The sequence below is a fragment of the Vibrio sp. JCM 18905 genome, from assembly GCF_055393305.1.
The window spans coordinates 583536-608963 of the sequence record NZ_AP043878.1 but is presented as its reverse complement, the minus strand read 5'-3'; the positions used below and the strand labels follow the sequence as shown (position 1 = coordinate 608963).

Genomic DNA, 25428 nt, shown 5'->3' with positions numbered 1-25428 from the left:
TTCTATAGCATGGTTTTTGCTAACTTTAGCAAAGACTTCTATCACCGATCAGGCAGTAACTCATGACTTTTGACGACATTCCGCGTATCGCCCTAATTGAAGATGATGACATCGTTCGTCAAGCAACAAGCCAATGGCTGCAATTGGCGGGGTTTGACGTCATAGCTTTTAGCTCGGGGGAGGAAGGCAAAACCGCCATTCTGAACCAAGAGTTTGATGCGATAGTTAGTGATGTTCGTTTGCCAGATACTGATGGAATTGCGATTTTAGAGAGCCTTATTGCGAATCACATTCCAACACCAATGATACTAATTACTGGTCATGGTGATGTGGATATGGCGGTGAATGCGCTACAAAACGGCGCGTTTGATTTTATTGAAAAACCTTTCCAGCCGGAGCGTTTGTCTCAACGCGTCACAGATGCGGTCGAGAGCCATCGCGCGCAAACATCGACGCTTCACCGCCAAGAGTATCTAGCTAGCGTGAGTGGTTTAGAAGAGGTGCTCATTGGTCAAAGTAGAGTGATGCAGCAATTACGCGAGCAAGTTGCGAAATTGGCGAAAATCGATACTAACGTGATCATTTACGGCGAAACAGGTTGTGGTAAAGAGCTGGTGGCGACCAGTTTGCACAATGAAAGCCAGCGCAGAACCCATCATTTTGTGCCAATCAACTGTGGCGCCATTCCTGAGAACCTGTTTGAAAGTGAGCTGTTTGGGCATGAAGCTGGGGCATTTACCGGAGCGGGTAAAAAGCGCATTGGCAAATTGGAATACGCGGATAAAGGCACCTTATTCTTTGATGAAATCGAGAGTATGCCGCTGTCCATGCAGGTGAAAGTGCTGCGTTCATTACAGGAACATACAGTTGAGCGCGTTGGAGGCAATCAACAGATCTCGGTTGATTTACGAGTGATCGCGGCGGCGAAAGAAGATCTCAATGATCATGAAGAGTTTCGGCAAGATTTATACTATCGGCTCAACGTCGCGCAAATTTATTTGCCGCCACTCAGGGAGAGAGAAGAAGATTCACTGATTTTGTTTGAGCACTTCACCTTGCAAACTAACCCTGAAACCAGACCGTTGAGTGATGCCGACAGAAACGCTGTGCTTTCCTACGCTTGGCCTGGAAATGTTCGAGAGCTGCGAAACGTGGCTATGCGTTTTGCTTTGGATGAAACGGTATCCGTGATGGAAATTCTCTCTAGCCGTCCTTCGTCAACCACGGAGGAGACGCAAGTGGGTGTTCCACTGGTTATTCAATTACATAATTTTGAGCGCAAGGTGCTGCATGATTCATTGGTCAGGCATCAGGGACGCATTAATGAGGTGATGCAGGAGTTGGATTTACCTCGTCGAACTTTGAATCAAAAGATGCAAAAGTTTGGTTTAAATCGCTCGGATTATACTTAACGCAATTTTTAAGCTGACTTACCGCTATGGGCGTCACAAATATGATTATGCGCTTTTCGAGGGAGTCGGGACAAACTTATAAGTTAGGCCTTTCCCTTCTCCAAACAAGGTGACTTGGTTTCTGCCCGTATGTTTAGAGCTATACAGCGCTTCGTCAGCTTCAGCAACGACATCGTGGAGTGATTGTCCCTCAGATAACTCACTGATTCCAAAGCTCATGGTGATCTCATTTTCGAATGACTGCAGTGAGGCTTCTGTTTCTACCGCTAGGCGAATTTGCTCGGCAACAATTTTGGCTCGGTGTGCTTTTTCAAGTAAAACAATCATGAACTCATCACCACCAAATCGTACTGTGCAAGCTGACTCTGGGAGGTGTTTCTTAAAGATAGCGGCAATCGTAGCCATGACGGAATCGCCTACCGTATGGCCATAATGATCATTAATCGCTTTGAACTCGTCCATGTCGGTCATGATGATGCTTATTGATTGCTTCCGTTTGTGCGCTTGATTAACAAGATTTGGAACAATTTCTTCCATCGCGCGACGATTATGAAGCCCTGTGAGGGCGTCTAAATGTGAGAGATCATTGATTGACTGTATCAAGCGGCCATTAATTAGCCACAACATGCTAAAGCTCATAGCGACAATCAGACAGATGCTAAGTAAAAACGTCATCTGGTGGATAAAACCTGCGGTCATAAAATTTGGCACTTCATTGGCGAAAGCGCTCCAAAGTGCTCTGAAGCCCATAAAAATACTGAAGCAAAAGAAGGAGCACGCCATCACTATGGTTGGGAGTTTTTGGTCTTGCTTGGTGCCTTTCAGCATGGCGATCCCACTAAAAAACGTAACGATGCAGATATAAATACTTAAGTAAATGATACGGCTTTTAATTGAATGGTCATGGAAGGTGAAATAATAAAACGAACCGCTGAAAATGGGCGTTAAAAAAGCGAGTGAGTGGGCCAGTTTTAGAGGGAATTGACGAAAAATGCTCACGCTGTAAAGCGTAAGCAAGAAGCCGATTAATATGAGCGTATTCGCTATGACGATGGTAAGCCAATCTGGTGCGGAGCCTCTAAATCCCAGTAAAAAAGGCCCAAAGCCAATAAATAACAGCGAGAGAGAAAAAGTCTTTAAGCCTTTGATTTTTTTCTGTGTGTATTGGTAACAAAGTAGACTGATTGAGTAAATGCAAGAGAACAGAATAACGATAAAGTTGAGCGTTCTGATGTCTAAATACTGATTGTCCATAAGCGCTCCACATCAATCCATAGTTCAGGCAACTCCTTTGCCTGATATCAATAAGCGAACTACATATTAACTTACTTATTGAGTGATGTCTTATGTTAAACGGCTATTCATTTACCAGCTCGAATTGTTCGGTTTGGTTGGTTTTCGTCGTAAACAGCAGACCAATAATCATCATAAATACGCTAGGCATAATCCAGCTAGCAAAGTCATTGTACAGAGGCATGTAATTACCCATCCACTCATCGGTGGAATCTGGCATGTAACCTAGGATGTGCAGCGCATCAACACAACCAAACGTTAGAGCAGTGAACGCCGTCGCTACCACCATGATTTGCGACATCTTGTTGCGCACTGGTGCCATGATCATCAACGCAATTGCTACTGGGTGAAGCGCCACAACCGCTGGCAATGTGATAGCTAATAGTTGCTCCAGACCTACGTTGGCGATCAAACCAGCCAATACCATGGTCGTGATCACGCAGCCTTTGTAGTTCACTTTGCTGAAAGTGTTGTCGTAAAACTCACTGCCTGCTGTGGTTACGCCGATAGCAGTAGTCAAACACGCCAATACCATCACGGCACCAAGTAATAGTGAACCAAATGCGCCGAAGTGGCTGAAGGTGAATGCCGTTAAGATGTCGCCACCATTGCTGAATTCAGAACCTAAGTATGAGCTTGTTGAGCCAATGTAAGCCAATGAGATGTAAACAAATGCCATGGCAACGGCGTACATCAAAGCTGCAATTAGCGTGTATTTTGCGGTGGCCTTCGGACAATCCACACCCATGCTGCGAATCGCTCGGAAGATGATCCAACCAAAACCGATAGAGCCTAGCGCATCCATGGTCATGTAGCCTTGAGTCAAGCCTTCAGCAAATGCACCAGATACGTATGGTCCCGTTGCGGCAGTTAGCTCGCCTGCAGGAGAAACCAAAGCAGTCACAGACATGATGATTAAGATAGCCATCAATGCAGGCGTTAAGATCTTGCCTAGGTTGTCGACCAACTTACCCGGATATAGGGCAAATAGAATGGTGATAGCACAGAAGGCAATTGTGAAAGGCACCAAAGCGGCATCACCAAACATTGGCGCAAAGCTGAATTGGTAAGCCACGTTAATTGCGCGCGGAATCACGAACGCAGGGCCAATCACGATAAATACCATCACCCAAAAACTGGTCGCCAAAGGTTTAGGTAGGGCGGCGGTTAATTTGTCTGAACCGTTTACGATAGCGACCATCACCAATGCCATTGCAGGCAGACCTACACCCGTCAAGAGGAAGCCAGACATCCCGCTCAGAAAGTTCTCACCTGCTTGATAACCCAAAAATGGAGGGAAGATCAGGTTACCCGCGCCTAAGTACATGGCGAAAGTCATGAAGCCCAAAGCGGCGATATTGCGTGCGCTTAACATTGTTATTCCTCTTATGTTTCGCTTGGAAGAAACTGAAAGGAATGGGAGGAGTATGTGGTGTTCCCGTCAGCTTCTTCTCAAGCTGACAGAAAGTTTAGATATAGCCTGTCAGCTCTGAATCAGTTTCAGAGAGAGCAGGAGGATCGCAGCAGCAACGCCAGATGGGCGTTTTAAAGCGAATTGTAATTGCGCAGTTGCTGACATGGGTGATCCTTAATGACGAAAAAATACCAAGGAATACGTTTGCCTTGGTGTGTTGTTACCCTAACGAACATAGGGCTATTGGCACAACCCCGAAGTAGAAAATAAGTTGATACGGTTAATGTTTGTTTCTGAACTGGTGGATCGAACTGCTTTTTAAATTCAAAACTAGAATAAATGACTTTTCATTTCTGTAACATGGCTTGTTTTGCTGTTTTTTTGTGCTATTTGTAGTCGTTTAGGCTATAAACCTCCGCTGATAAAGTGAGCAGTTTAGAATGATGCGCTTTTTCTTCTTATTGTTAAGACGCTCATTAGTTGCAGTTCAATCCAAAATTGCATCGGCAAAATATTGCTTATTAGTGAATCGTGCATTTATTTTGTCTTGATCACATTTTATTAACCTTTTGCGATCTAGGCGTGCAACCTTCTTCTCTTCAATGAGCAAGATTTTGCTCATTACTTTGCTATCAAATCAGCATGATTTTGCTCATTTTTGATGTCTTTTAGCACTTAGTTCAATAAATACAAAGGGTTAAAAGTTGGCATTTCAATTGCTCTAGGGAATGTGTTGTTAATAAAGATTTAACATGATGTAAATCCCCAATCGTGAAACGACTACACGGAGAGTAATAATGAAAATGAATAAGCTGGTAAAAGCTTTGGCTGTCGCTGTGACTTCTTTTGGTATTGCTGCTAACGCTGCGGCAGAAGATCGTAGCTACATTCTTGCAACGGCATCGACAGGTGGTACTTACTACCCTGTGGGCGTAGCACTGGCGACGTTAAGCAAAGTGAAATTGGCACCAAAGCACCACTTCTCCCTTTCTGCAATCAGCTCTGCGGGCTCTGGTGAAAACGTTAAACTGCTGAACGAAAACGAAGCACAGTTCGCGATTCTGCAAGGTCTTTACGGTGCATGGGCTTGGTCTGGCGAAGGTCCTTATGAGAAAAGCGGTCGCCAAGAGCAGCTGCGTTCAGTCTCTATGCTGTGGCAAAACGTTGAGCACTTTATTGTTCGCTCTGACTTAGCAAAAACTGGCACGGTGACAGATCTGAACAACCTAGACGGTAAAAAGTTCTCTATCGGTAAGAAGAATTCTGGTACTGAGAACTCGGGTCGCCAAATCATGAAAGGTTTGAAGGTAGACCCTGATAAATTCAATCTTGCTTACATGGGCTACGGCGGCAGTGCGAGCGCACTTCAAAACGGCACCATTGACGGTATGAACACGCCTGCAGGTGTACCTGTTGGTGCGGTTACTCAAGCTTTTGCTGCGCTGGGTAAAGACATTTCGATTCTTTCGTTTACTGACGAACAAATCAAAGAGGCGAACGGCAATTACAACCTATGGACGAAGTACGAGATCCCAGCGAACACGTACCCGGGTCTAGATAAGCCGATCACCACCATTGCACAGCCAAACTTCTTGGCAGTTCGTGAAGATATCTCGGAAGAAGACGTTTACCAGCTAACCAAAGCGATCTACGAGAACCTGCCTTTCCTACAAGGCATCCACAAAGCAACAAAAGCAATGGCGATTGAGAAAGCGATCGCTGGTTTGCCAGTGCCTCTTCACCCAGGTGCGGCGCGTTACTACAAAGAAATGGGCATCGAAATCCCATCAGACCTAATGGCGAAATAACGCTAACTTGGCCCCGAGTTTCGGCTCGGGGCATTTTATCCCTACCGATTTCTAAGATGGAAAAAGCCGCCAGAGCTTGGAGTATGAGATGAGCGACTCAATAGAAAAGGAATTGCAGAAGTTTGAGCTGCCCACGCGCACTGATTTTCCGTGGGTAACCACAACAATAACAGTGTTTGGCGTGGTGTTGTCTGCTTTGCACATTTGGTTTAATACCTTATCGACGTTACCAGAGTTATGGATTTCCGCGACCCACTTTGCTGGCTTTGCGGTGATTTGTGCACTTTGGTATCCGGCTCATATCTCTCTCAAGCAGAGTAAGATTGCACTCGGTATCGATGTGTTAATTGCCATGGGCGCTGTCGCGTGTTTGCTCTACATTCCCTATGCCGAAGATGCGCTGTACGAACGCGGTGTGAAGTTCGTGACCAGCGATTGGGTCTTCGCCATCATGGCAATTCTGATTGTTATCGAACTGATTCGACGCACCATGGGCTGGTTTATTCCAGTGCTGATTGTGGTGTGTCTGAGTTACGTTGTGCTTTGGGGTAAGTGGGCGACAGGTATTTTCCACTTCCCGGGTTTGAGCATGGAAACCTTGCTCTACCGTAGCTTCTATTCTTCTGAGGGCATGTTTGGTTCTATCTCGCGCATCAGTTGGACTTTCGTGTTCATGTTCATTCTGTTTGGGGCGTTTCTTGTTCGCTCTGGTGTCGGTGATTACATTATCAATGTGGCACGTGCTGCGGCTGGCAAAATCATTGGTGGTCCGGGTTTTATCGCAGTGATTGGCTCCGGTTTGATGGGCTCAGTGTCTGGCTCAAGCGTGGCAAATACGGTTTCAACCGGTGTTATCAGTATTCCTTTGATGCAAAAAGCAGGTTTTCCTTCGCGCTTCGCGGCGGGCGTTGAAGCTGCGGCGTCGACAGGTGGTCAGTTGATGCCACCAGTGATGGGAGCGGGCGCTTTCATCATGGCGTCTTACACGCAAATTCCTTATGTTGATATTATTGCCGTTTCTTTCATTCCTGCTCTTATCTATTTCTTGTCTGTGGCGTTCTTTGTGCGTATCGAAGCCAAACGCAGCGGCGTTCAAAAAATCACGACCAGCGATGAATCTCTACTGAAAGTGTTGATCAGCGGTTGGCACAACCTTATCCCGCTGGCGGTATTGGTTACTTTGTTGGTTCAAGGCTTTACGCCAACTTACGCTGCTGGCTTGTCGATCATTTCTGTGGTGGTGGCTTCTTGGTTCTCGAAAGATCACAAGATGGGACCCAAAGCGATCATCGAAGCACTTTCGCAAGGTGCGAAAAACATGGCGACAACCGCGGTATTGCTGGTGGGGATCGGCTTGGTGATCAACGTGATCAGCACAACGGGCATCGGCAACACGTTCTCATTGATGATCGACGGTTGGGCGAATGGTGACTTGTTCATCATGATCGTTCTGATTGCGCTCGCTTCTCTTGTTTTGGGTATGGGTTTACCTGTGACAGCGGCGTATATTGTATTGGGTACACTGTCTGCCCCTGCGCTTTACAAGTTGATTGCGGAAAACCAATTGCTTGAATTGATGGTGTCGGGTCAATTGCCTGAACAAGCAAAAGCCATCTTCATGTTGGCGGCGCCAGAAAAGTTGGAACTGCTTAATGCACCAATGGCGTTGGAAACCGCGAAAGAAATGGTGGCGTTAGTACCTGCGGACTTTATGGAAACTCTACTGGAGCAAAGCCTGGGTATGGAAGCGGTAGGCTTGGCATTGCTGGCTGCTCACCTCATCATCTTCTGGTTATCGCAAGATAGTAACGTAACGCCTCCAGTGTGTTTGACCGCATTTGCAGCAGCAACCATCGCAAAAACACCGCCAATGCGTACCGGTTTGATGGCGTGGAAAATTGCCAAAGGTTTGTATCTTGTACCATTACTTATTGCCTACACAGGCTTAGTCAGTTGGGATGTGACGTCAGTGATTACTGTAGGCTTCTTTGCCATCATCGGTACGTACGCATTGATTGGTGCGATTGAAGGTTACTTGGAAGGTCCTCTAAACATTCTGACGCGTCTCTTGTTGGTAGTGGTGGGCACATTGCTGGTTTGGCACGACATACCAATGTTGGTTCGTGTGGCAAGTTGCGCGGTATTTGTCGCGATTTTTATTTACAGTGGTCGCAAGTTCAAATTGCAACAATCTCAACTATCGGTTTTATAAGAGGTCGTATGAAATCAGTCTATGACTACATCATTGTCGGTGGCGGTATCGTTGGTGTGTCGACAGCATGGCAACTGCAACAACGTCACCCAGACAAATCCATTTTATTGGTTGAGAAAGAGTCCGGTTTTGCCAAGCATCAAACCGGACACAATAGCGGCGTGATTCATGCTGGGGTGTACTACGCACCGGGCAGCTTAAAAGCCGATTTTTGTAAGCGTGGGGTAGAGCGAACCATTTCGTTCTGTGCTGAGCACGATATTCCGGTGGAGAACTGTGGCAAGTTGTTGGTTGCGACCAATGAGCAAGAAGTCGAACGTATGAATGCCCTTTATGAGCGCTGCCATGTCAACGGTATCGACGTAAAGCTACTCGATGAAGTTCAACTCAAACTGGCTGAACCAAACATCACAGGCTTGGGCGCGATTTATGTCAAAACCACCAGTATTGTCGATTATCGTTTGGTCACTGAGCAGATGGCGGAAGAGTTCCAAAAGCTCGGCGGGCAAATTAGCCTGAGAACCAAAGTGGTGGCTGCCGAAGAGAAGGACGAAGAAGTTCAACTGACCTGCATTTCAGACGGTCAAACCATGCAGCTCAATGCTAAGTTCTTGGTTACTTGCAGCGGCTTGATGGCGGATCGTATGACTAAGATGATGGGTATTCCGACCGATTTCCAAATCATCCCTTATCGTGGTGAATACTACCGCTTAGATAGCAAACACGACCAAGTGGTGAATCATCTTATTTACCCAATCCCAGATCCTGATTTGCCTTTTTTGGGTGTCCACCTCACTCGTATGATTGATGGTAGTGTGACCGTTGGTCCAAATGCGGTGCAAGGCTGGAAACGGGAAGGGTACGACAAGGTCAACTTTAGCCTGCAAGATACCATGCAGATGCTCAGCTTCTCCGGCTTCTGGAAAGTGACACAAAAGCATCTAAAAACCGGACTGGATGAGTTTAAGAACTCGTGGTGGAAGCCGGGCTATCTCAAATTGGTCAACAAATATTGCCCTAGTATCAAGGTAGACGATCTCAAGCCATATCCTGCGGGTATTCGCGCGCAAGCGGTGTTATCTGATGGCACTTTGGTTCATGACTTCTTGTTTGCCGAGAGCGCAAGAAGCTTGCATGTTTGCAACGCCCCCTCTCCTGCAGCGACATCTGCAATGCCTATTGGAGAGTACATTTGCGATAAGGTGAATGAGAAGATAGAGGCGAAAACGGTATAAAACAAAGGCGACGGAACTGTCGCCTTTATTGTGTTTGAAGTGGGAATTAGGAGTTGCCATCTTTAGGGCAAAGCTCACCTTTCTTGGCGTGTCTTTCTATCATGTAATCGCCTCGGGCACTGTGCAACACAATCGCATTCCAGACTTGGCCATCTTGCAACTCGAACTCAAATGCATAATGGGTGCCGCCGACCATTTTCGTTCTCACCTCATGAATTGCTTTCAATTTATCATCGGCATTCATTTGATAAAGCACCATGTTGAGTGAGCGTCTGGCGTCAGGAGTTGCTTCAGCAATTTGCCAATGGCCCTGTTTGTCTGTTGTGGAGCAAATAGACCGCATTTTACTTTTCATGGCGGATGACATCTGCTTGTCTACGGACAATGCATTTGGTGAAAACAGTAGACCTGTCAAAGGAATCAAAGTTGCCAGAATCTGCTTTAAGGTCATAAAAACACTCCGTTGTTTTACTCTTGCTTGAGTATAGACCTCAATGACTTCAGATGTGGTGCAGTAGACTCTTGGCCTACAATATCGCAGCTCGTATCAACGAACTGATGATAAACAAGGCGACCACGCTTGCCAGCCAAATACCAATGAACCACAAAATGGGTTTTAGTTTCATTAGTGATATCCCTCTCCACGTTTCATCTTACCGCGGAAAACCCAATACGAATAAGCCGTGTAGGCTATGATCAGAGGAAGTAATACCACCGCACCGACAAGTAAAAATGCCAAACTTTTATCTGGCGCGGCGACGTCTTGATAAGTGAGTGCGAAGGGAACCAAGTAAGGAAATGTACTGACACCGAAACCCATCGCGGAAACAAGAAACAGGCCGATGGCAAGTACATAGGCACGAACAGCTTTGTGGTCGAGTAAGGCTTTGAATAGCTGCCAAATGAATGCCGCTGCAATGATTGGTAAAATGAAAAACAGCAGCGAGTTTGGTAATGAGAACCAACGTTCAAATACGATATTTTGGCTCAATGGCAGCCACAAACTGGCGATGAATATACAGGCTACCATCGCTAGTCCCCATCGTCGCGCGACCACGTAGTAACGCCCCATCAGCTCTTCTGGAAGCTTGATTAATAACCAGCATGAACCAAGCAGAATGTAAGCACAAACAAGCGCCAAGCCACAAAATACGCTAAATGGCGAAAGCCAATCAAACCATCCACCTGCGTATGCTCGTTCACTAACTTCTATACCTTGGAGCAGGGTTCCAAGCATAATGCCTTGCATCAATGCCGCGGTGAGTGAACCAATGAAAAAAGCGCTATCCCATAAAAACTTTCCGCGTTGTGTTCGGAAGCGATACTCAAAAGAAACCCCGCGCAGAATTAACCCGAGCAGCATTAAAATCAGGGGAGCATAGAGTGCTGGCATAATGACCGCGTAGGCGAGGGGGAACACGGCAAAAAGCCCACCACCGCCAAGAACTAGCCAAGTTTCATTACCATCCCAAACAGGAGCGATGCTGTTCATCATCATGTCGCGCTCTTCATCGTCATTCGCGCTGAGGAATAGGATACCAATACCGAGATCAAAGCCATCTAACACGACATAAATCAGAACGGCGAGCCCAATCAAAGCGTACCAAATTAACGCGTAATCCATGAGTTAGCTCCTAGGTTAGATGGTTAGAATGTGTGATGGCATCGGTTTTCGTGCCATCAGGAAGTCGGCTGTCTAAGCCTTCTTCATAACGAGTTGGAGATTTGCGCATCAAACGCAGTAGGTAGAAGAAGCCTGCTCCAAAAACCACAAAGTAAACCACGATGAACGCCGTCAGGGAGACGCTCACCGCGGCGGCATCAATAGGCGATGCCGAATTGGCTGTGGTTAAAAGACCGTACACGGTGTAAGGCTGGCGACCGACTTCGGTGGTTATCCAGCCTGCTAAAACTGCAATGAACCCCGCTGGGGCAAACAGGACACAAATACGTTGAAGTGCCCTTGAATCAAAAAGTTTGCGACGTTTTCTTAGCCATAGGCTCCACAAACCAATAACAAGCATGCCAAAACCAAGCGCGACCATTACTCGGAAAGACCAGAAAACGATAGATACAGGAGGGTGTTCCTCCTCTGGAAAAGCATCTAATCCCTTCACTTCACCGTTGAGGTCATGAGTTAAAATCAAGCTACCGAGTTTGGGGATTTCCAGTGCGTATTCCATACGTTTTTCTTCATCGTTAGGGATACCGAAGAGAATCAATGGCGCGCCTTGGTGAGACTCATAGTGCCCTTCCATCGCGGCAACTTTGGCGGGTTGATGTTCAAGGGTGTTTAAGCCGTGCATGTCTCCCGCAAAAATCTGAATTGGTGTCACGATGGCTGCCATCCACATTGCCATCGAGAACATAATTCTGGCTAGTGGATTATGGTTTGCTTTTAATAAGTGATAAGCGGCAACGCCCGCTACAACAAAGGCGGTAGTGAGGTAAGCGGCGAGCAACATATGAACGAGCCGGTAAGGGAAAGAAGGGTTGAAGACAATCGCCCACCAGTCTTCTGGTATAAACTGTCCGGCTTCGTTGATACTATAGCCCGCTGGTGTTTGCATCCAACTATTAACCGAAAGTATCCAAAACGCAGACAAAAACGTCCCGAATGCAACAATACAAGTCGCTGTGAAGTGAAGCTTCTTGCCTACCTTATCCATACCGAAGAGCATCACGCCTAAAAACCCCGCTTCGAGGAAAAACGCAGTGAAAACTTCATATCCCATTAACGGGCCTAAGACTGGGCCTGTTTTGTCGGCAAATACGCTCCAGTTGGTCCCGAATTGATAGCTCAACACCATGCCACTTACCACACCCATACCAAAACTGATGGCAAAGATTTTGAGCCAGTATTTATATATCTGCATGTACTGTTTGTTGCCCGTTTTTAAGTACAAGCCCTCTAACACGGCGAGGTAACTTGCCAAACCAATCGTAAACGCTGGAAAAATGATGTGGAAAGAGACAGTAAAGGCAAATTGGAATCTGGCTAAATCGATGGCGAGTGTATCCATGGGCATTCCCTTTTAAGTTTCGAATTAACAGTTCGCCGAATTGGAAGAGATGAGGGAAGAGCGACGAACAAAATGGAATACGAAGAAGGAAGGCTAAGAGATTAAAAAACGATCGCTTTTTACGGCAGTGCGTACCATCTTTTAGATAAAGGAGGAGTTGTTATGAGCCTTAAACACTACTTTGAGAAAGCGACACCTAAGTTTGGCCCAGGTGGGAAGTATCACAAGTTCTATCCATTGTTCGAAGCTGTCGAAACCATTTTTTACACGCCTGGTAAGGTTAACCAGGGCATGACTCACGTTCGAGATAGCATCGATTTAAAACGTATTATGATCATGGTGTGGCTGGCGGTCTTCCCTGCCATGTTCTGGGGTATGTACAACATAGGTCAGCAGTCCAGCGATGCTTTGTTGTATGGAATGGATCAAGCCTCAGCTCAGCAAGCGCTGGCTTCTTCGTGGCAACTGAGTTGGGTATGGGGCTCGTTAGATGCGGTTTCACAAGCGGGGTGGGCAAGTAAAATGTGGCTTGGTGCTACTTATTTTCTACCCGTTTATGCGACGGTGTTTATCGTTGGTGGTTTCTGGGAAGTTCTGTTTGCTATTGTGCGAAAGCATGAGGTGAACGAAGGTTTTTTTGTCAGCTCTATACTCTTTGCGCTGATCCTTCCTCCGACAATTCCACTGTGGCAAGCGGCTTTGGGTATCACTTTCGGTATTGTTGTGGCGAAGGAGATTTTCGGTGGTACGGGGCGAAACTTCCTAAACCCAGCTCTGGCAGGGCGCGCGTTTTTATACTTTGCCTATCCTGCCAACATGTCCGGTGGTGCCGTGTGGGTCGCGGCTGATGGTTACTCTGGCGCTACTCCACTTAGCCAATGGTATGAAGGTGGGCAAAGTGCCTTGATAAATAATATGACGGGACAGCCAATTTCATGGGGAGATGCTTTTGTTGGTAATTTGCCAGGCTCGATGGGCGAAGTCTCCACGCTGTTGATTGCACTAACAGGCTTTATTCTTATCTTTATGAAGATAGCGTCGTGGCGAATCGTTGCAGGTGTGTTGGTTGGTTTAGTGGCGGCTTCATTATTATTGAATGCGATCGGTTCGGACTCTAACCCAATGTTCTCCATGCCGTTTTACTGGCACTTCGTGATTGGTGGGGTCGCGTTTGGTACCTTCTTTATGGCGACAGATCCTGTCTCGGCGGCTTTTACCAATGGCGGTAAATGGGCATACGGACTATTAATCGGTGTGATGACGATTTTTATCCGAGTGCTGAACCCAGCTTATCCAGAAGGCATCATGTTAGCGATTCTATTTGCTAACTTATTCGCGCCACTTTTCGATTATTTAGTCAAAGAAAGTAATATCAAACGCAGAATGAAAAGGGCGAGACCTTCTTAAAATGAGGGTGACTTCACTGAAAGTTGATTGAAAACTGCACTATATTGAAAAGGTCAGAAACATGGGGTTTCTGGCTTTTTATTTTTATCAGGAGGGCGAAGACGATGAGAATAAAGGATATTCTCGATAGCCGTTTGGTGCTGTCGTTCTGGTACAACCTAGACTACTGCTTGTCTCTTCTTAGTAAAATTTCTTCTCGTTGATTTCCTCAATGCAACCGCATTGAAAAGCATTTTTATCTATTTGTTTTTTTAGTCTTACGTGATAGCGCGTAGGGCAATGCGTATAAGGAAATTAACAATGAAACGTATTCCAGAACCTTTCCGTATCAAAATGGTTGAGCCAATCAAAATGACCACTTTGGCAGACCGTGAAGTCGCGTTAAAAGAAGCGGGTTATAACCCATTTCTTCTTCGTAGTGATGATGTTTATATCGATTTGCTGACTGACTCTGGCACTGGTGCCATGAGTGATAATCAGTGGGCTGGCATCATGATGGGGGATGAATCCTATGCGGGTAGCCGAAATTACTACAACCTGTGTGATGCAGTAGAGCACTTCTTTGGTTATAAGCTCACCGTGCCTGCGCACCAAGGGCGTGGTGCCGAGCAAATTTTGTTCCCAGCTTTGATTGAGCGTATGCGTCAGGTGCGTGGTGGCGAAACGCCAGTATTTATCTCGAACTACCATTTTGATACCACAGCGGGTCATATTGAACTCAATGGCGGTAAAGCGATTAACGTGGTAACGGAAGAAGCATTCGACACCACTACGCCTTATGATTGGAAGGGCAATTTTGATATCGATAAGCTGGTGGCAACAATTGAAGCGCACGGTTCGCATAACATTTGTGCGATTATCACCACGATTACTTGTAATAGCTCCGGTGGTCAGCCTGTGTCGATGGAAAACATGCGCAGCGTGTACGAAATCGCAACCAAGTACGATATCCCGGTGGTGATTGACTCGGCTCGTTACTGTGAGAACGCCTACTTTATTAAGCAGCGTGAAGAGGGGTACGAAGATAAATCGATTCTGGAAATCATTCGCGAGATGTATCAATACGGCGATATGTTGACGATGTCGGCTAAGAAAGACCCGATGGTAAACATTGGTGGTATGTGTTGTATTCGCGATCATAAAGAGTTATTCCAAGCAGTGCAGACACGTTGTGTACCCATGGAAGGATTTGTGACATACGGTGGTATGGCTGGGCGTGATATGGAAGCGCTCGCTCGCGGTTTGTATGAAGCAGCGGATGAAGATTTTCTTCACTATCGAATTAGCCAAGTTCAATACTTAGGTGAGCGCTTACGTGAGGGCGGTATTCCAATTCAATACCCAACGGGTGGTCACGCGGTGTTTGTGGATGCCGCTAAGATTTTGCCACATATTCCAACGGATCAGTTCCCTGCGCAGGTATTGTGTAATGCTTTGTACTTGGAGGCGGGTATTCGAGCAGTAGAGATAGGATCACTATTGCTTGGCCGTGACCCTGAAACAGGTAAACAAAAAGCGTCAGAGTTAGAATTAATGCGTTTGACCATTCCACGTCGTGTCTACACAAACGACCATATGGATTACATTGCGGATGCGATTATCGAACTGAAAAATCGTGCACATGAGTTAAAAGGGCTCACTTTTGAGTATGAACCACCAGTGCTGCGCCACTTTACTGCTCGGTTTAAAGAGATCGATTAATTAAGGTTTGAATATAGAAAAGCAAAAGGCCGCGAGTTTCGCGGCCTTTTTCGATTTGTTTCTTAGCGTTACACTTACGCCAACTCTAATGTGATGCGAACGAACTGATCGTCCTGGTACTGCACTTCATAATTGAAGGTGCCACTGGCGTAAATGCTGCCAAGGAAAAGTGAGCGTTGACTCATTGGTCCGCGGAACAGCATCGAAATAGGAGCGATTAGGGCGTTATTATCATCGAAATGCTGATTTAAGTTCTCAGAAAGCACACATAGCAAACAGCCTTGTTGGTCGTGAGATAAGTCGACGTCTTCCGGTCGAGATAATAATACGGTAGTCCCCAACTTCTTCTCAATCTCGTTAATCAACAGCAAGTAGCTATCTAGATCAGGTTGAGGGTTACTTGGTTTATCTGCACCCACGCAACGTTCGAGTAACGCTTCCAGATTTCCGTTCTCGCCTTTTGCCTGTTGAGTCAAAGACTTTAACGGCTTTTTAATCAGCTTATAGCGATTACTCTTCAGTTTTGGCTTCAGCCATTTCTGCAGTAAGTCGTTACGCTCTTTAAGGGAGAGACCATGTGAGGACGCGTGAATTTTAAAGTGCAGGTGCAATAAAGCGTGAACCGCAAGCTCACTCAGAAGTTGGTTAGCATCTGTAGACTGTCTTGCCTGCTTAGAACTTTGCATTACACTCGAACAAAATTAGGGAAGAAGGATAATGGTGCCGAGAGAGGGACTCGAACCCTCACACCAAAGGCACTAGCACCTCATGCTAGCGTGTCTACCAATTTCACCATCTCGGCATCATGATGCTCTGAATACTCAGAGGCCTCGAAAAGAAGCACCGCGAATTGTATAACCAAAATCCATCTGTTGGCGAGAGCAAAATGACGAATTTTGGAACTTTCGAGTTTGATTGCGTATTTATTGGTCACTTTTGCGTTTTTTACCATAAAAGTCTGTCCTTATGCCCTTACTTTTATTAACAGTATGACGACAAAAGAACGTTTTTGCCTAAATTTTGAACGCTTGAACGTTTGCGTAAATAAATGTGATGAATATCTCTTTTTGTTGGCTATACTTGCGTCCCGTTTAAGCGGGAATTAGGGTTTAGTTGTTCAGGACCCTTACCCATACAAGCCGTCACATGGAGCAGGCCAAGCAATACGCTCGCCAGCAGTGAATGACCCCACGGACCGGACCAGCTACGTTCAATTGCTTGTATAAGGTAAAATAAGATGTCGAACTATTCGTTCTGTCTACATTCTGGATCTGAAGGCGAGTTATCACTCGCTGCGTTGTCCCTTTCTTCTGCCAATTCCTTTGGCTCTTTATTCTTTTTCAACGTTCAGTAGGTCCAGCTCATGAGTGTTCTATTTAGTCTATTTGGTATTGTTGCACTGCTAGGTTGTGCTTTCCTACTTTCTGAGGGCCGTTCTTCCATTAATTGGAAAACCGTATCTCGCGCCTTGATGCTACAAATGGGATTTGCTGCCTTAGTGCTTTATTTCCCGTTAGGTCAGGCGGCGCTGGCGAGTTTAAGTAATGGTGTCGCGGGGCTACTCAGCTTTGCTGATGAGGGGATTAAATTCCTCTTTGGTGACCTCGCTTCTTCTGGCTTTATCTTCGCTATTCGTGTCCTTCCTATCATCATCTTCTTCAGTGCTCTTATCTCCGCCCTTTACTACTTGGGCATTATGCAAAAAGTGATTCAATTTATTGGCGGTGCTATCCAGAAGTTCTTGGGTACGAGTAAAGCAGAGTCTCTGGTTGCAACAGGTAACATTTTCTTATCTCAAGGCGAGTCCCCACTTCTTATTCGTCCATTTCTTTCGAACATGACTCGCTCTGAACTGTTTGCTGTGATGGCTGGTGGTATGGCTTCAGTGGCGGGCAGTGTGCTTGGTGGTTATGCCGGTTTAGGTGTCGACCTAAAATACTTGATTGCGGCAAGCTTTATGGCAGCTCCAGGTAGTTTGATGATGGCAAAAATCATTGTTCCTGAACGCCAAACGCCAAGCGATTACAACGATATTGAGCTAGATAAATCAGAAGAAAGCAACGTTATTGATGCGCTAGCAAGTGGTGCCATGGGCGGTATGAAAGTGGCCGTTGCTGTTGGTACCATGCTTATCGCTTTTGTTAGTGTTATCGCGATGGTGAACACGGGACTAGAAAACTTAGGTGACATACTTGGTTTCTCTGGTGTGACGCTACAAGCGATTTTTGGTTACTTGTTTGCACCTCTAGCGTGGTTGATCGGTGTGCCAAGCCACGAAATCCTTGCTGCGGGTTCATACATTGGTCAGAAAGTTGTGATGAACGAATTTGTCGCGTTTATCGATTTTGTACAGCACAAAGCGACGCTGTCTGAGCATACTCAAGTCATCATCACTTTTGCGTTGTGTGGCTTTGCAAACATTGGCTCAATTGCGATTCAGCTGGGTTCTATCGGCGTGATGGCACCTGAGCGCCGCAAAGATGTAGCAAGTTTAGGCCTAAAAGCGGTTGCTGCTGGCACACTCGCTAACCTGATGAGTGCGTGTTTAGCGGGCATTTTCATCTCGCTCTAATTTAGATTGAAGATGCACACTAAAAACCCGCCTAAATGGCGGGTTTTATTATTTCTAAGGCTTAGGTATTAAGCCGTAGGGTATTGATTTAAAAGCGTCAGGGTGCTCTTGATAAGTTGGCGCTTTATGTACCCCTTTCCAATCGAGCAGCATGATGGCTAGGACATTACGGTGCTCGCCGTACTTGAGATCAAAACTCCCATCGACCGATGGAATCATCCCTTTTTCAGCGTTGATTGCGTGACGAATGGCTTGGCGGGTTTTCTCGACGACCGGATCGTGATCCAAGCCTGCTAATAAAAACGAAATGCCGACTTCTGCAATCACGTCTTCTTTGGCTCTTAGCAGGATTGTGTCGATGTTGTTGCGAAAGTAATCATAAATCCATTGGTGTTTCTTTTCGCTTACTCGTTCTTGATAGTACTGTGAGTCGGCAAAGATGATGTGCGTCATACCATAGAGTTTGTTCCAATACTGCTGAGCTGAAAGCATCTTATCTTTATCGTCGGGGTAGGTATTGCGAAAGGTTTGAGTAAATTCCTCGACCACATCTTGCTCACCAAGCTGGCGAAGCCAGTAGACTTGGTTTGCGAGCTGAGCTGCCCACGCCTCTATCATTTCTTTGTCCGTAACGTAACGCGAGAAATCGTAGCGCCTCAGGATCTTTCTCAGCGTTTTGTCTTGCTTATGTTTCAGACCATATTCGTTTGCTCTTGCCATTGCGCCAAGCAAATCCATGCCAAGATAAAGATATTCAGGATGGTGTTTAGTGACGGTATAGCGTCGTTGCCCTCGCTCACTTTCTTTCTCTTGATACGCGGTCAATCTTTGTGATGAATAAAGAATAATATCTTCAGGTTCAACGACTTCATTAGCAAATCGGTTTAATCGGCTAGCTACTTGTGCCATGTCGGTCCAAACGGCAGCGTGATATTTCTCATCTAATGTCTGGCGGTACATGCGTAAGCCAAAGTGCCCCTCTTTAAACGCAGGTAAAGTGAACAGTTCCTGCTCGTAGGTACTACGAATCAACTGTGCTGATTGAGCATTATCTAGGAGCGGTATCTCGTCTTGTGATGCCTGAACAGCAAAGGTAAGTGAGCAAGAGAGTAAGACCGCTAAGCTAAGAGGTTTGATACGCATAAATCCATTCCCTATGAAGTCCTGAATATAAACCTACCATCAATATTAATTAAGAATGTAAAAGCTGAGTCAATAGTTAAAAATCTGTCGAAAAGTCAGATTGATACGTTCACCTTTGGTTTTCGCGGTTTTTGGTACACAGTGTTTCCAGTGATGTTGGAGCTCGCCAGCCATAACCAGTAAGGAGCCGTGAGAAAGCTCATATTCAATCTCAGTTTTACAATGTAAATTTCTGAGCAAAAATCGACGTGTTTCACCTAAATTCAAAGAGGCGATAACCGGATTTCTACCTAGCTCTGGTTCATTGTCTTGGTGCCAGCCCATCGAATCTTGGCCGTGTCGGTATAGGTTGGCAAGTACAGAGTTGAAGGCTACATCCGCAATCGACTCACAGCGCACTTTGAGCTGAGTTAATTCAGGAGTCCAAGGGTGAGGCTGCATGGTTAAGCCTGAGTAAGTATATGCTGCATCACCGTGCCACGCTTGTAACCGAGGTTGAAGTACTGACTTGCCGAACATGGTAATGCGCTCTTGATGCCATGGCAGTGTTTCCAGAAGTTGGTCAAAGTAGTGATCCGCTTCTAGATGGCTAAGAAAGTAAGGATCGTAATAGAGTTTACCCCTTTCTACTTCTTGCCACTGAGTACCGCCAAATAAATCGCCTTGTTGATGCATCATCTCATACCTAAAACATAAAAAATTTTAATCACTGTTACCTTTCCGATTGGGATTGGTTATTCTTGTGATAATAAGAATTTTAACAATAAATAAAAATCTCGTAACGATATACGAGTTGTGGGGAGAAAATGCGTTATTTACCCAGAAAGCGATGCTATTTTGCATTGTTCTTCCTCAGTTTTTTCGCTTTATGCGTTGGGGTTATTGAGCTGTTGCATCGAAATCAGCAAGAGCTTCACCAAGAGCGAGTTCAAGTTGAGGCCAAAGAGCAACTTTCCACCCTCCGTTCCAATTTGGAAGCGGTACTTATGGCGGATATCTATAAAGCCAGTACCTTGGCGACACTCATTACTTTACTGCCTAAAAACCAAGAAGACGAATTGAACATTGCGGCTCACCGCATTCTGAACAAAAGCAAACATATTACGATCATTGGCATTGCGAAGAATGATGTTATCAGTCATATATTTCCCCGCCAAGGTAATGAGCGTTTAATCGGCCTCGATTACCGAACGGTGCCACAGCAGTGGGTACAGGTGCAAAAAGCTAAAGATATACAAGAAATATTTATAGCAGGACCTGTCAACTTGATTCAAGGCGGCAAAGGCTTGATCGTGCGGGTTCCGGTTTTTCTTGATCCACCGTTGAACCAGGATTATTGGGGTGTGATCAGTGCGGTGATTAATTTTGATGCTCTGATGCGAGAAACTGGCGTGATCGATTTTTCTTATCGCTATCCTTTGATGATTCGTGGTTACGACAGTGGCGGTGCTTTTGGTGACGTTTTCTTTGGCGCACTGAGTGAAACCAAAAAGCCATACGCGAAAGAAATGGTTCATTTTCCTTATGGTGGGTGGAGTATGGTGGTTTTCTCCGGAGACAAACTCGACCATCAAATTCCTTGGCATCAGCTTTATTTAGCAAGGCTCATCGGTTATCCCATTGTTTTTGCACTGAGCCTCGCGCTTATTGCGATTTATCGCTTGTACACCATTGCGGATGATAGAGCATTGCATGATGAACTGACACACTTACCAAACCGTCGCTATTTTATGAAGTTTTACAAGCAGCAGTTTGAAATAGCGAAACGTTACAAAAAGCGTTACAGCTTCGCCTTAATCAATATAGATCTGGATAGGTTTAAACATATTAACGATACCTATGGTCATGACGCAGGCGACAAGGTCTTAGTCGCTACAGCTGAAAGAGTGAGAAGCTCTCTGCGTAAATCAGATATAGTGGCCCGAATGGGAGGTGATGAGTTTTTAGTTGTCGTTCATAATCCTGGGACGGAAGAAAATGTTCAGTCTCTGCTACAAAAGCTCAGGTTAGCTTTATGTTCGACGCCCGTGATTTACGATGAAGCGTTCATCTACCTGAGAACCAGCATTGGGTACGCGATATTTGATCCGGACATGTCATCTCCAGAGCAAATGATGAAAATCGCTGATGAGAGAATGTATCAACAAAAACATGGCGGATGAGCCTGAGCCCAGTTTCAATCAGGACTTTGGAGCAGTGGTAAGGTTGAGAATCCGAAATCTCACCATCATTTGGGTATAAGAATATATGACTTTACATGTCAATAGACTCTTTGCTGAGAGAGTCATTATTAGAAGTGCATAAAGTGGCATATTTGCACGTTGTTGCATTTTGCAAATGCAGTTTGCGAAATTTATGGTTAATAAAGCAACGATATGCATCTGGATCTATTAAAAAACGGCCTTTTTAAAGTTGGCACGCATCGTGCTTTATCTAGAGTGACCCTTATTAAGCCGAGGGTCACCTAGCCAACTGACGTTGTTAGTGAATACACATTGTTCACAAGTATATACCGCCAATCACGATTATTGTGATTGGCGTTTTTTCTTTCTAGAGACCAATAATATTCACGTTGTCACCTGTCTCATCGGCTTCTCCGCACTTACTGTAACAACTAGGCTGCCTTGGACAAACGGCCCCTCTTGAGCAGATTAGCCTAGCTTGGGTTTGAATACCTCGTTCTATCCAATTGATGTTTAATATCTTAGCAATGGTTGTTAAGTCTTTTTTGATGTGGGGAGGAATGACACTACTTCCGCCGGAAGCGACACAAAGTGACTTCAGCTCTTCCGCAATAGAAACTGCATCACCACCTTGCGCAGAAATCGCAGGGTTTAAATCTATCCCCGCGCACAACACTCGGTTGTTCCCCGCAGGGTCAAATACGTTGACTGATTCACAACAGTAAATACGTGGCTCGTCGCCCACATTCAAAATCGAAATTTGCGCTGAACTGGTATCCAAAGGTTGGGCTAGACGTCTAAATACAGCCCAGTGTTGGCAAGGATCGTTCACTTTGCGCATATTGCCCCAAGGAAGCGGGATGCCATTTCCACGATATACCGCTTTCAACTTGCCCGGACCATAGGCATCAAAGTAGTGCCAATGAGGGTACGGAGAAACCACGGTCATACGACGCATCGCAACGGAAGGAGAAACGCCGGCCTTTTTGTGAACATCAATTTCGTAACCGGAACGGTCAAGCAACTGACGAAATGGTACTTTGGGGCAAAGCAGGGCACCAGCAAAAAAGCTGGACTCAAAATCGCGCCAAGCTTGTAGGATATCTTGCGAGTTGAGCTCAGAGTTGGAAACTGGGCTGTCCATTTGCTCCCAGTTGTTTTGATGCCCAATAGACAAAACGTTATTCATTGCATCACTGCTATGGAGCACGCGATGGCCGATGTATACCGCCAAGTCATATTTCAATCGGGTTGGGTAGTCACGCATTCGTTTATTGAGATAAATGGTGCCAGGTGGCTCCATGAAAGACGTAATCAACTGTTTGGCGCTGACGCCCAGTTCATCAATCACATCCTGTGGTGCTCGGTCTACCCAGCGAATATCCAACCCCATGCTTTTCGCAATATCTATCAGATCTTCTACCGATAGATTCAGGCGTTTCAAGCCGACCTCTTCGGCTGCGCGTTCTAAATCAGGAAAATGGTTTTGATGGTTCTCTTGGTGCGCACGGATCAACAAGTGGGCGAATTGACGTCCAGTAATACCCGTTTGAGACAACATCTCTGGAATCGCGATTTGGAGAATATCATTGGAGAACAAAAAGCTCGGCTCCAATGCCATACCGTTGATACCGCCACGATTCCCTTTGTTGGGTGTAATGGCTTCTAATTCCGGTTCATCATCTAAAAACCACGCAGGATCTTTTTGAAAAACTTCCGCGATTACTTCGAGCATATCAATACTCGGAACGCGTTTTCCGCGCTCTATCATCGAAAGGTAAGATACCGACGGTGCGTACTCAGGATTGATCCTTACACAGCGTGCAGATAAATCCTCCATAGTTAAATGGTTGTTTTTCCTTAGGTTGCGAATTTTCGTACCTAGAAAATGGGACTGACGAATAAGGCTTTTTGACACAGACATTTTGTAAAATTCACATTGTAAAATTTTTGTTGTGAAATTGTAGTCAATATTTCGCTAGTCTACATAATAAGCAGGCAAGGAAATTAACCATCAACTTCACAGAATTGCCTGAAACTTAAACGAAGGAATTAAGTTTTTACTCTAGGACGAGTTTTTTTAAGTGCGAGGATATGACGATGAATATGCTGAACTTCGATAAAAAAGAGATGCAACAACAACAACGCCCATTTATCGCTGAAGCTGTATTTGCCGTCGAAGCGGTAAGTGCTGAGCAGCAGAGCGAGAAGCAAGTAAAAGCGAAGCAACTACTAGACCGCATGTTCCCATTGGAGAACGGGTCGCACCAAGATGTATCAAGTTACGTAATTGATTACCGCCATGTATTGGCTTACTTCAAAGACGGCACACACAGCGGCCTGAAAAGCCCAAAACACTTTGTGGCGTATACGGGTGAGAAAGAAGATCCAAAATCGATCTTGTTTAAAGACGATTCGGGTAACCACGTAGAAGTGCTATTTGGCTGTCACAAAGGCACCGGTTGTGTGGAGTTGATGGATATTGATGACATTCAATTGGAAAGCCGCACTACGTTTAATCCGGAACTAACGGGCAATGCGCCGACGGCGATGCGCCACTGGATCAGCCTAATCAAAGGCGACAAAAAAGGTAAGCCGATGGCATGCAGTGAAGATAAAGAATACACTGCGAAAAACGGTGACGACTATATTCTAAGCTACTGCTACAGTGTCGATTAAGATGTGAAGCGCCAGATAAATAGACCCCGCACTCAATAGTGCGGGGTTTTTATTCTATTTCGAAAAAGTCGGTCCTATTAACCAAGCTTACATAACAAGTTGATTTAAATGGGCATCACGCGGTTACGACCGAGTTGTTTTGCCTCATAAAGTTGCTTATCGGCTTTATTGACCAGAGCTTCAGGCGTATCACCCACCTCATATTCTGCTACCCCAAAAGAAGCGGTAATGCTGTGAACTTGTGTACCAGAACGCTTATCTCTGATGCGCAGTTTTTCTATCATGCGGCGTAGTGTGTCTGCATATTGGCGAGCAATTCGCAGGGACTTATTGGGCACAATTAAAGCGAACTCTTCACCACCAAAACGATACGCGCATATTCCATCTCGACAGCTTTGTTGTAGTCGACGAGCAATGGCTTTTAGCACCGTATCGCCGAAAAGATGGCCATAATTATCGTTAAATGACTTGAAATGGTCGATATCAAGCATGATCAAGGTCATTGCTTGATTTGATGCGATAAGCGAAGACAGATCTTTATCAAAAGCTCGACGGTTGTAAAGGTTGGATAAACCATCAAATAATGCGTCTTGCTGTACTTCTGCCAGCTGATTTTTGAGGCGAGAAATTTCTTCACTCGCATTAGTTAATTGGCTATTCAAAAACTTTGTCGAGTGACGAATTTCGTGTGACTCTGCGACAAGTTGACGAATCACCACCATCACTTCTTCAATACTTAAGCTGTTGTCTTCAACTTTTTCTAGCTTATTAAAACTTTTGTCTACCATTTCAGAAAAGGAAGAAGTATCTGAAAGTGTATCGCTCATCGAGCTGGACACTTCATGCAGCAGAACTTCTACATTGGTTCTAAGATCTTCAAGGCTGGTTTCTGCTTTACTGGCAACATAGTTGTTATAAAGCTGTTTATTGGTTGCAGGCGGGCAGATACCGTAGTTTTCTAACACCGTATCTAACTCAAAGTTGAGTTCAGGAATGGTCTTGTCAACGTAGGTATACCAAAGCGCATAGTTGGCTGGCGTGGCAGCAACATGATTTTTGATCATTAGTGGGACCGCTTTTTTCAAATTAGCGGTCGATTTTTTAAACTCGTCGGTCATTTCTGCGATGGTACTAGCAAAATGGAATTGGACTTAGATTAACGGATATTAACCAATATCGCTTTAATTTTTATCATTTTTGCATGGTTTATATAAAAAATGAGTGATTAAGACCGTTATCAATATCGCCAAATTTTAATTTTATAAAATCTTAGTATGAAACATGTGCAAACGATGTTTTGGTGTTAAGGGCTCTAAGATGACCAGCCAATTGGTTTAGTGAGATTG

Annotated in this window: 21 protein-coding genes and 1 tRNA gene; 9 read left to right on the top strand and 13 right to left on the bottom strand. The window is 45.3% G+C overall.

The annotated features are described in order from the left end of the window. Positions 1 to 62 precede the first annotated feature (62 nt). Positions 63 to 1412, top strand: a complete 1350-nt coding sequence (locus ACZ5ZC_RS02620) for a sigma-54-dependent transcriptional regulator (RefSeq protein WP_464931736.1) — start codon at positions 63 to 65, stop codon at positions 1410 to 1412. A 45-nt stretch (positions 1413 to 1457) separates the two neighbouring features. Here the strand turns inward: ACZ5ZC_RS02620 and ACZ5ZC_RS02615 are convergent, their stop codons facing one another. Both ACZ5ZC_RS02615 and brnQ read right to left on the bottom strand, forming a co-directional pair. After that, a complete protein-coding gene (locus ACZ5ZC_RS02615; RefSeq protein WP_054866897.1) occupies positions 1458 to 2666 on the bottom strand; it encodes a GGDEF domain-containing protein in 1209 nt (402 codons plus the stop codon). Positions 2667 to 2769: 103 nt separating this feature from the next. Beyond that, positions 2770 to 4080 carry a branched-chain amino acid transport system II carrier protein gene (gene brnQ, locus ACZ5ZC_RS02610; RefSeq protein ID WP_464931735.1) on the bottom strand — a complete coding sequence of 437 codons (1311 nt, stop codon included), beginning with the start codon at positions 4078 to 4080 and terminating at the stop codon, positions 2770 to 2772. Positions 4081 to 4916: 836 nt separating this feature from the next. Between brnQ and ACZ5ZC_RS02605 the strand changes: the two genes are divergently transcribed. The 3 genes from ACZ5ZC_RS02605 to lhgO all read left to right on the top strand — a co-directional run bounded on the left by ACZ5ZC_RS02605 (position 4917) and on the right by lhgO (position 9374). Then, positions 4917 to 5927 (top strand): TAXI family TRAP transporter solute-binding subunit, encoded by a 1011-nt coding sequence (locus tag ACZ5ZC_RS02605; protein ID WP_005374185.1) that lies wholly within the window; start codon positions 4917 to 4919, stop codon positions 5925 to 5927. A gap of 88 nt (positions 5928 to 6015) precedes the next feature. After that, a complete protein-coding gene (locus tag ACZ5ZC_RS02600; RefSeq protein ID WP_182036949.1) occupies positions 6016 to 8139 on the top strand; it encodes a TRAP transporter permease in 2124 nt (707 codons plus the stop codon). A gap of 8 nt (positions 8140 to 8147) precedes the next feature. After that, complete coding sequence (gene lhgO, locus ACZ5ZC_RS02595) at positions 8148 to 9374, top strand: L-2-hydroxyglutarate oxidase (RefSeq protein ID WP_464931734.1); 1227 nt, start codon at positions 8148 to 8150, stop codon at positions 9372 to 9374. 46 nt (positions 9375 to 9420) lie between these two features. On the opposite strand, the gene ACZ5ZC_RS02590 is transcribed toward lhgO, so the two are convergent. The 4 genes from ACZ5ZC_RS02590 to ACZ5ZC_RS02575 all read right to left on the bottom strand — a co-directional run bounded on the left by ACZ5ZC_RS02590 (position 9421) and on the right by ACZ5ZC_RS02575 (position 12397). Continuing rightward, the gene (locus ACZ5ZC_RS02590; RefSeq protein WP_054866898.1) at positions 9421 to 9825 is read right to left on the bottom strand and encodes a hypothetical protein; all 405 of its coding nucleotides are present in this window, start codon (positions 9823 to 9825) and stop codon (positions 9421 to 9423) included. Between the two features lie 76 nt (positions 9826 to 9901). After that, positions 9902 to 10000, bottom strand: a complete 99-nt coding sequence (locus ACZ5ZC_RS02585) for a DUF2474 family protein (protein ID WP_074189740.1) — start codon at positions 9998 to 10000, stop codon at positions 9902 to 9904. Further along, positions 10000 to 10998, bottom strand: coding sequence for a cytochrome d ubiquinol oxidase subunit II (gene cydB, locus ACZ5ZC_RS02580; protein WP_046873882.1), 999 nt, complete (start codon positions 10996 to 10998; stop codon positions 10000 to 10002). The genes ACZ5ZC_RS02585 and cydB overlap by 1 nt, the downstream gene beginning before the upstream one ends. 10 nt (positions 10999 to 11008) lie before the next feature. Beyond that, positions 11009 to 12397: a cytochrome ubiquinol oxidase subunit I gene (locus tag ACZ5ZC_RS02575; RefSeq protein ID WP_464931733.1), complete on the bottom strand. Its 1389-nt coding sequence runs from the start codon at positions 12395 to 12397 to the stop codon at positions 11009 to 11011. Between the two features lie 162 nt (positions 12398 to 12559). Between ACZ5ZC_RS02575 and ACZ5ZC_RS02570 the strand changes: the two genes are divergently transcribed. Together ACZ5ZC_RS02570 and ACZ5ZC_RS02565 are read left to right on the top strand one after the other, a co-directional pair. Continuing rightward, on the top strand, positions 12560 to 13804 hold the full coding sequence (locus tag ACZ5ZC_RS02570) for an NADH:ubiquinone reductase (Na(+)-transporting) subunit B (RefSeq protein WP_248379333.1): 1245 nt from the start codon (positions 12560 to 12562) through the stop codon (positions 13802 to 13804). Between the two features lie 300 nt (positions 13805 to 14104). After that, on the top strand, positions 14105 to 15505 hold the full coding sequence (locus tag ACZ5ZC_RS02565; protein ID WP_005393637.1) for a tryptophanase: 1401 nt from the start codon (positions 14105 to 14107) through the stop codon (positions 15503 to 15505). 74 nt (positions 15506 to 15579) lie between these two features. On the opposite strand, the gene ACZ5ZC_RS02560 is transcribed toward ACZ5ZC_RS02565, so the two are convergent. The 3 genes from ACZ5ZC_RS02560 to ACZ5ZC_RS02550 form a co-directional block, all read right to left on the bottom strand. Next, positions 15580 to 16191 carry a DUF2913 family protein gene (locus ACZ5ZC_RS02560; protein WP_464931732.1) on the bottom strand — a complete coding sequence of 204 codons (612 nt, stop codon included), beginning with the start codon at positions 16189 to 16191 and terminating at the stop codon, positions 15580 to 15582. Between the two features lie 32 nt (positions 16192 to 16223). Beyond that, positions 16224 to 16307, bottom strand: a tRNA-Leu gene (locus ACZ5ZC_RS02555). After that, positions 16272 to 16457: a hypothetical protein gene (locus ACZ5ZC_RS02550; protein WP_203347698.1), complete on the bottom strand. Its 186-nt coding sequence runs from the start codon at positions 16455 to 16457 to the stop codon at positions 16272 to 16274. Before ACZ5ZC_RS02550 ends, ACZ5ZC_RS02555 begins: the two co-directional genes overlap by 36 nt. Positions 16458 to 16868: 411 nt before the next feature. Between ACZ5ZC_RS02550 and ACZ5ZC_RS02545 the strand changes: the two genes are divergently transcribed. Further along, positions 16869 to 18077 (top strand): NupC/NupG family nucleoside CNT transporter, encoded by a 1209-nt coding sequence (locus tag ACZ5ZC_RS02545; RefSeq protein WP_005393641.1) that lies wholly within the window; start codon positions 16869 to 16871, stop codon positions 18075 to 18077. Between the two features lie 54 nt (positions 18078 to 18131). Here ACZ5ZC_RS02545 and ACZ5ZC_RS02540 read toward each other — a convergent pair whose 3' ends face one another. Both ACZ5ZC_RS02540 and ACZ5ZC_RS02535 read right to left on the bottom strand, forming a co-directional pair. Continuing rightward, positions 18132 to 19220, bottom strand: a complete 1089-nt coding sequence (locus tag ACZ5ZC_RS02540) for a DUF3541 domain-containing protein (protein WP_464931731.1) — start codon at positions 19218 to 19220, stop codon at positions 18132 to 18134. A gap of 69 nt (positions 19221 to 19289) precedes the next feature. After that, positions 19290 to 19895: an alpha-ketoglutarate-dependent dioxygenase AlkB family protein gene (locus tag ACZ5ZC_RS02535; RefSeq protein WP_048624683.1), complete on the bottom strand. Its 606-nt coding sequence runs from the start codon at positions 19893 to 19895 to the stop codon at positions 19290 to 19292. A 131-nt stretch (positions 19896 to 20026) separates the two neighbouring features. On the opposite strand from ACZ5ZC_RS02535, the gene ACZ5ZC_RS02530 reads away from it, so the two are divergent. After that, the gene (locus ACZ5ZC_RS02530) at positions 20027 to 21382 is read left to right on the top strand and encodes a diguanylate cyclase (RefSeq protein ID WP_464931730.1); all 1356 of its coding nucleotides are present in this window, start codon (positions 20027 to 20029) and stop codon (positions 21380 to 21382) included. A 388-nt stretch (positions 21383 to 21770) separates the two neighbouring features. On the opposite strand, the gene ACZ5ZC_RS02525 is transcribed toward ACZ5ZC_RS02530, so the two are convergent. Then, positions 21771 to 23327 (bottom strand): DUF3612 domain-containing protein, encoded by a 1557-nt coding sequence (locus ACZ5ZC_RS02525; RefSeq protein WP_104973366.1) that lies wholly within the window; start codon positions 23325 to 23327, stop codon positions 21771 to 21773. 176 nt (positions 23328 to 23503) lie between these two features. On the opposite strand from ACZ5ZC_RS02525, the gene ACZ5ZC_RS02520 reads away from it, so the two are divergent. Next, positions 23504 to 24082: an aldolase/citrate lyase/malate synthase family protein gene (locus ACZ5ZC_RS02520; protein WP_054866989.1), complete on the top strand. Its 579-nt coding sequence runs from the start codon at positions 23504 to 23506 to the stop codon at positions 24080 to 24082. 104 nt (positions 24083 to 24186) lie between these two features. On the opposite strand, the gene gefA is transcribed toward ACZ5ZC_RS02520, so the two are convergent. After that, the gene (gene gefA / locus ACZ5ZC_RS02515) at positions 24187 to 25200 is read right to left on the bottom strand and encodes a diguanylate cyclase GefA (protein ID WP_005393654.1); all 1014 of its coding nucleotides are present in this window, start codon (positions 25198 to 25200) and stop codon (positions 24187 to 24189) included. Positions 25201 to 25428 lie beyond the last annotated feature (228 nt).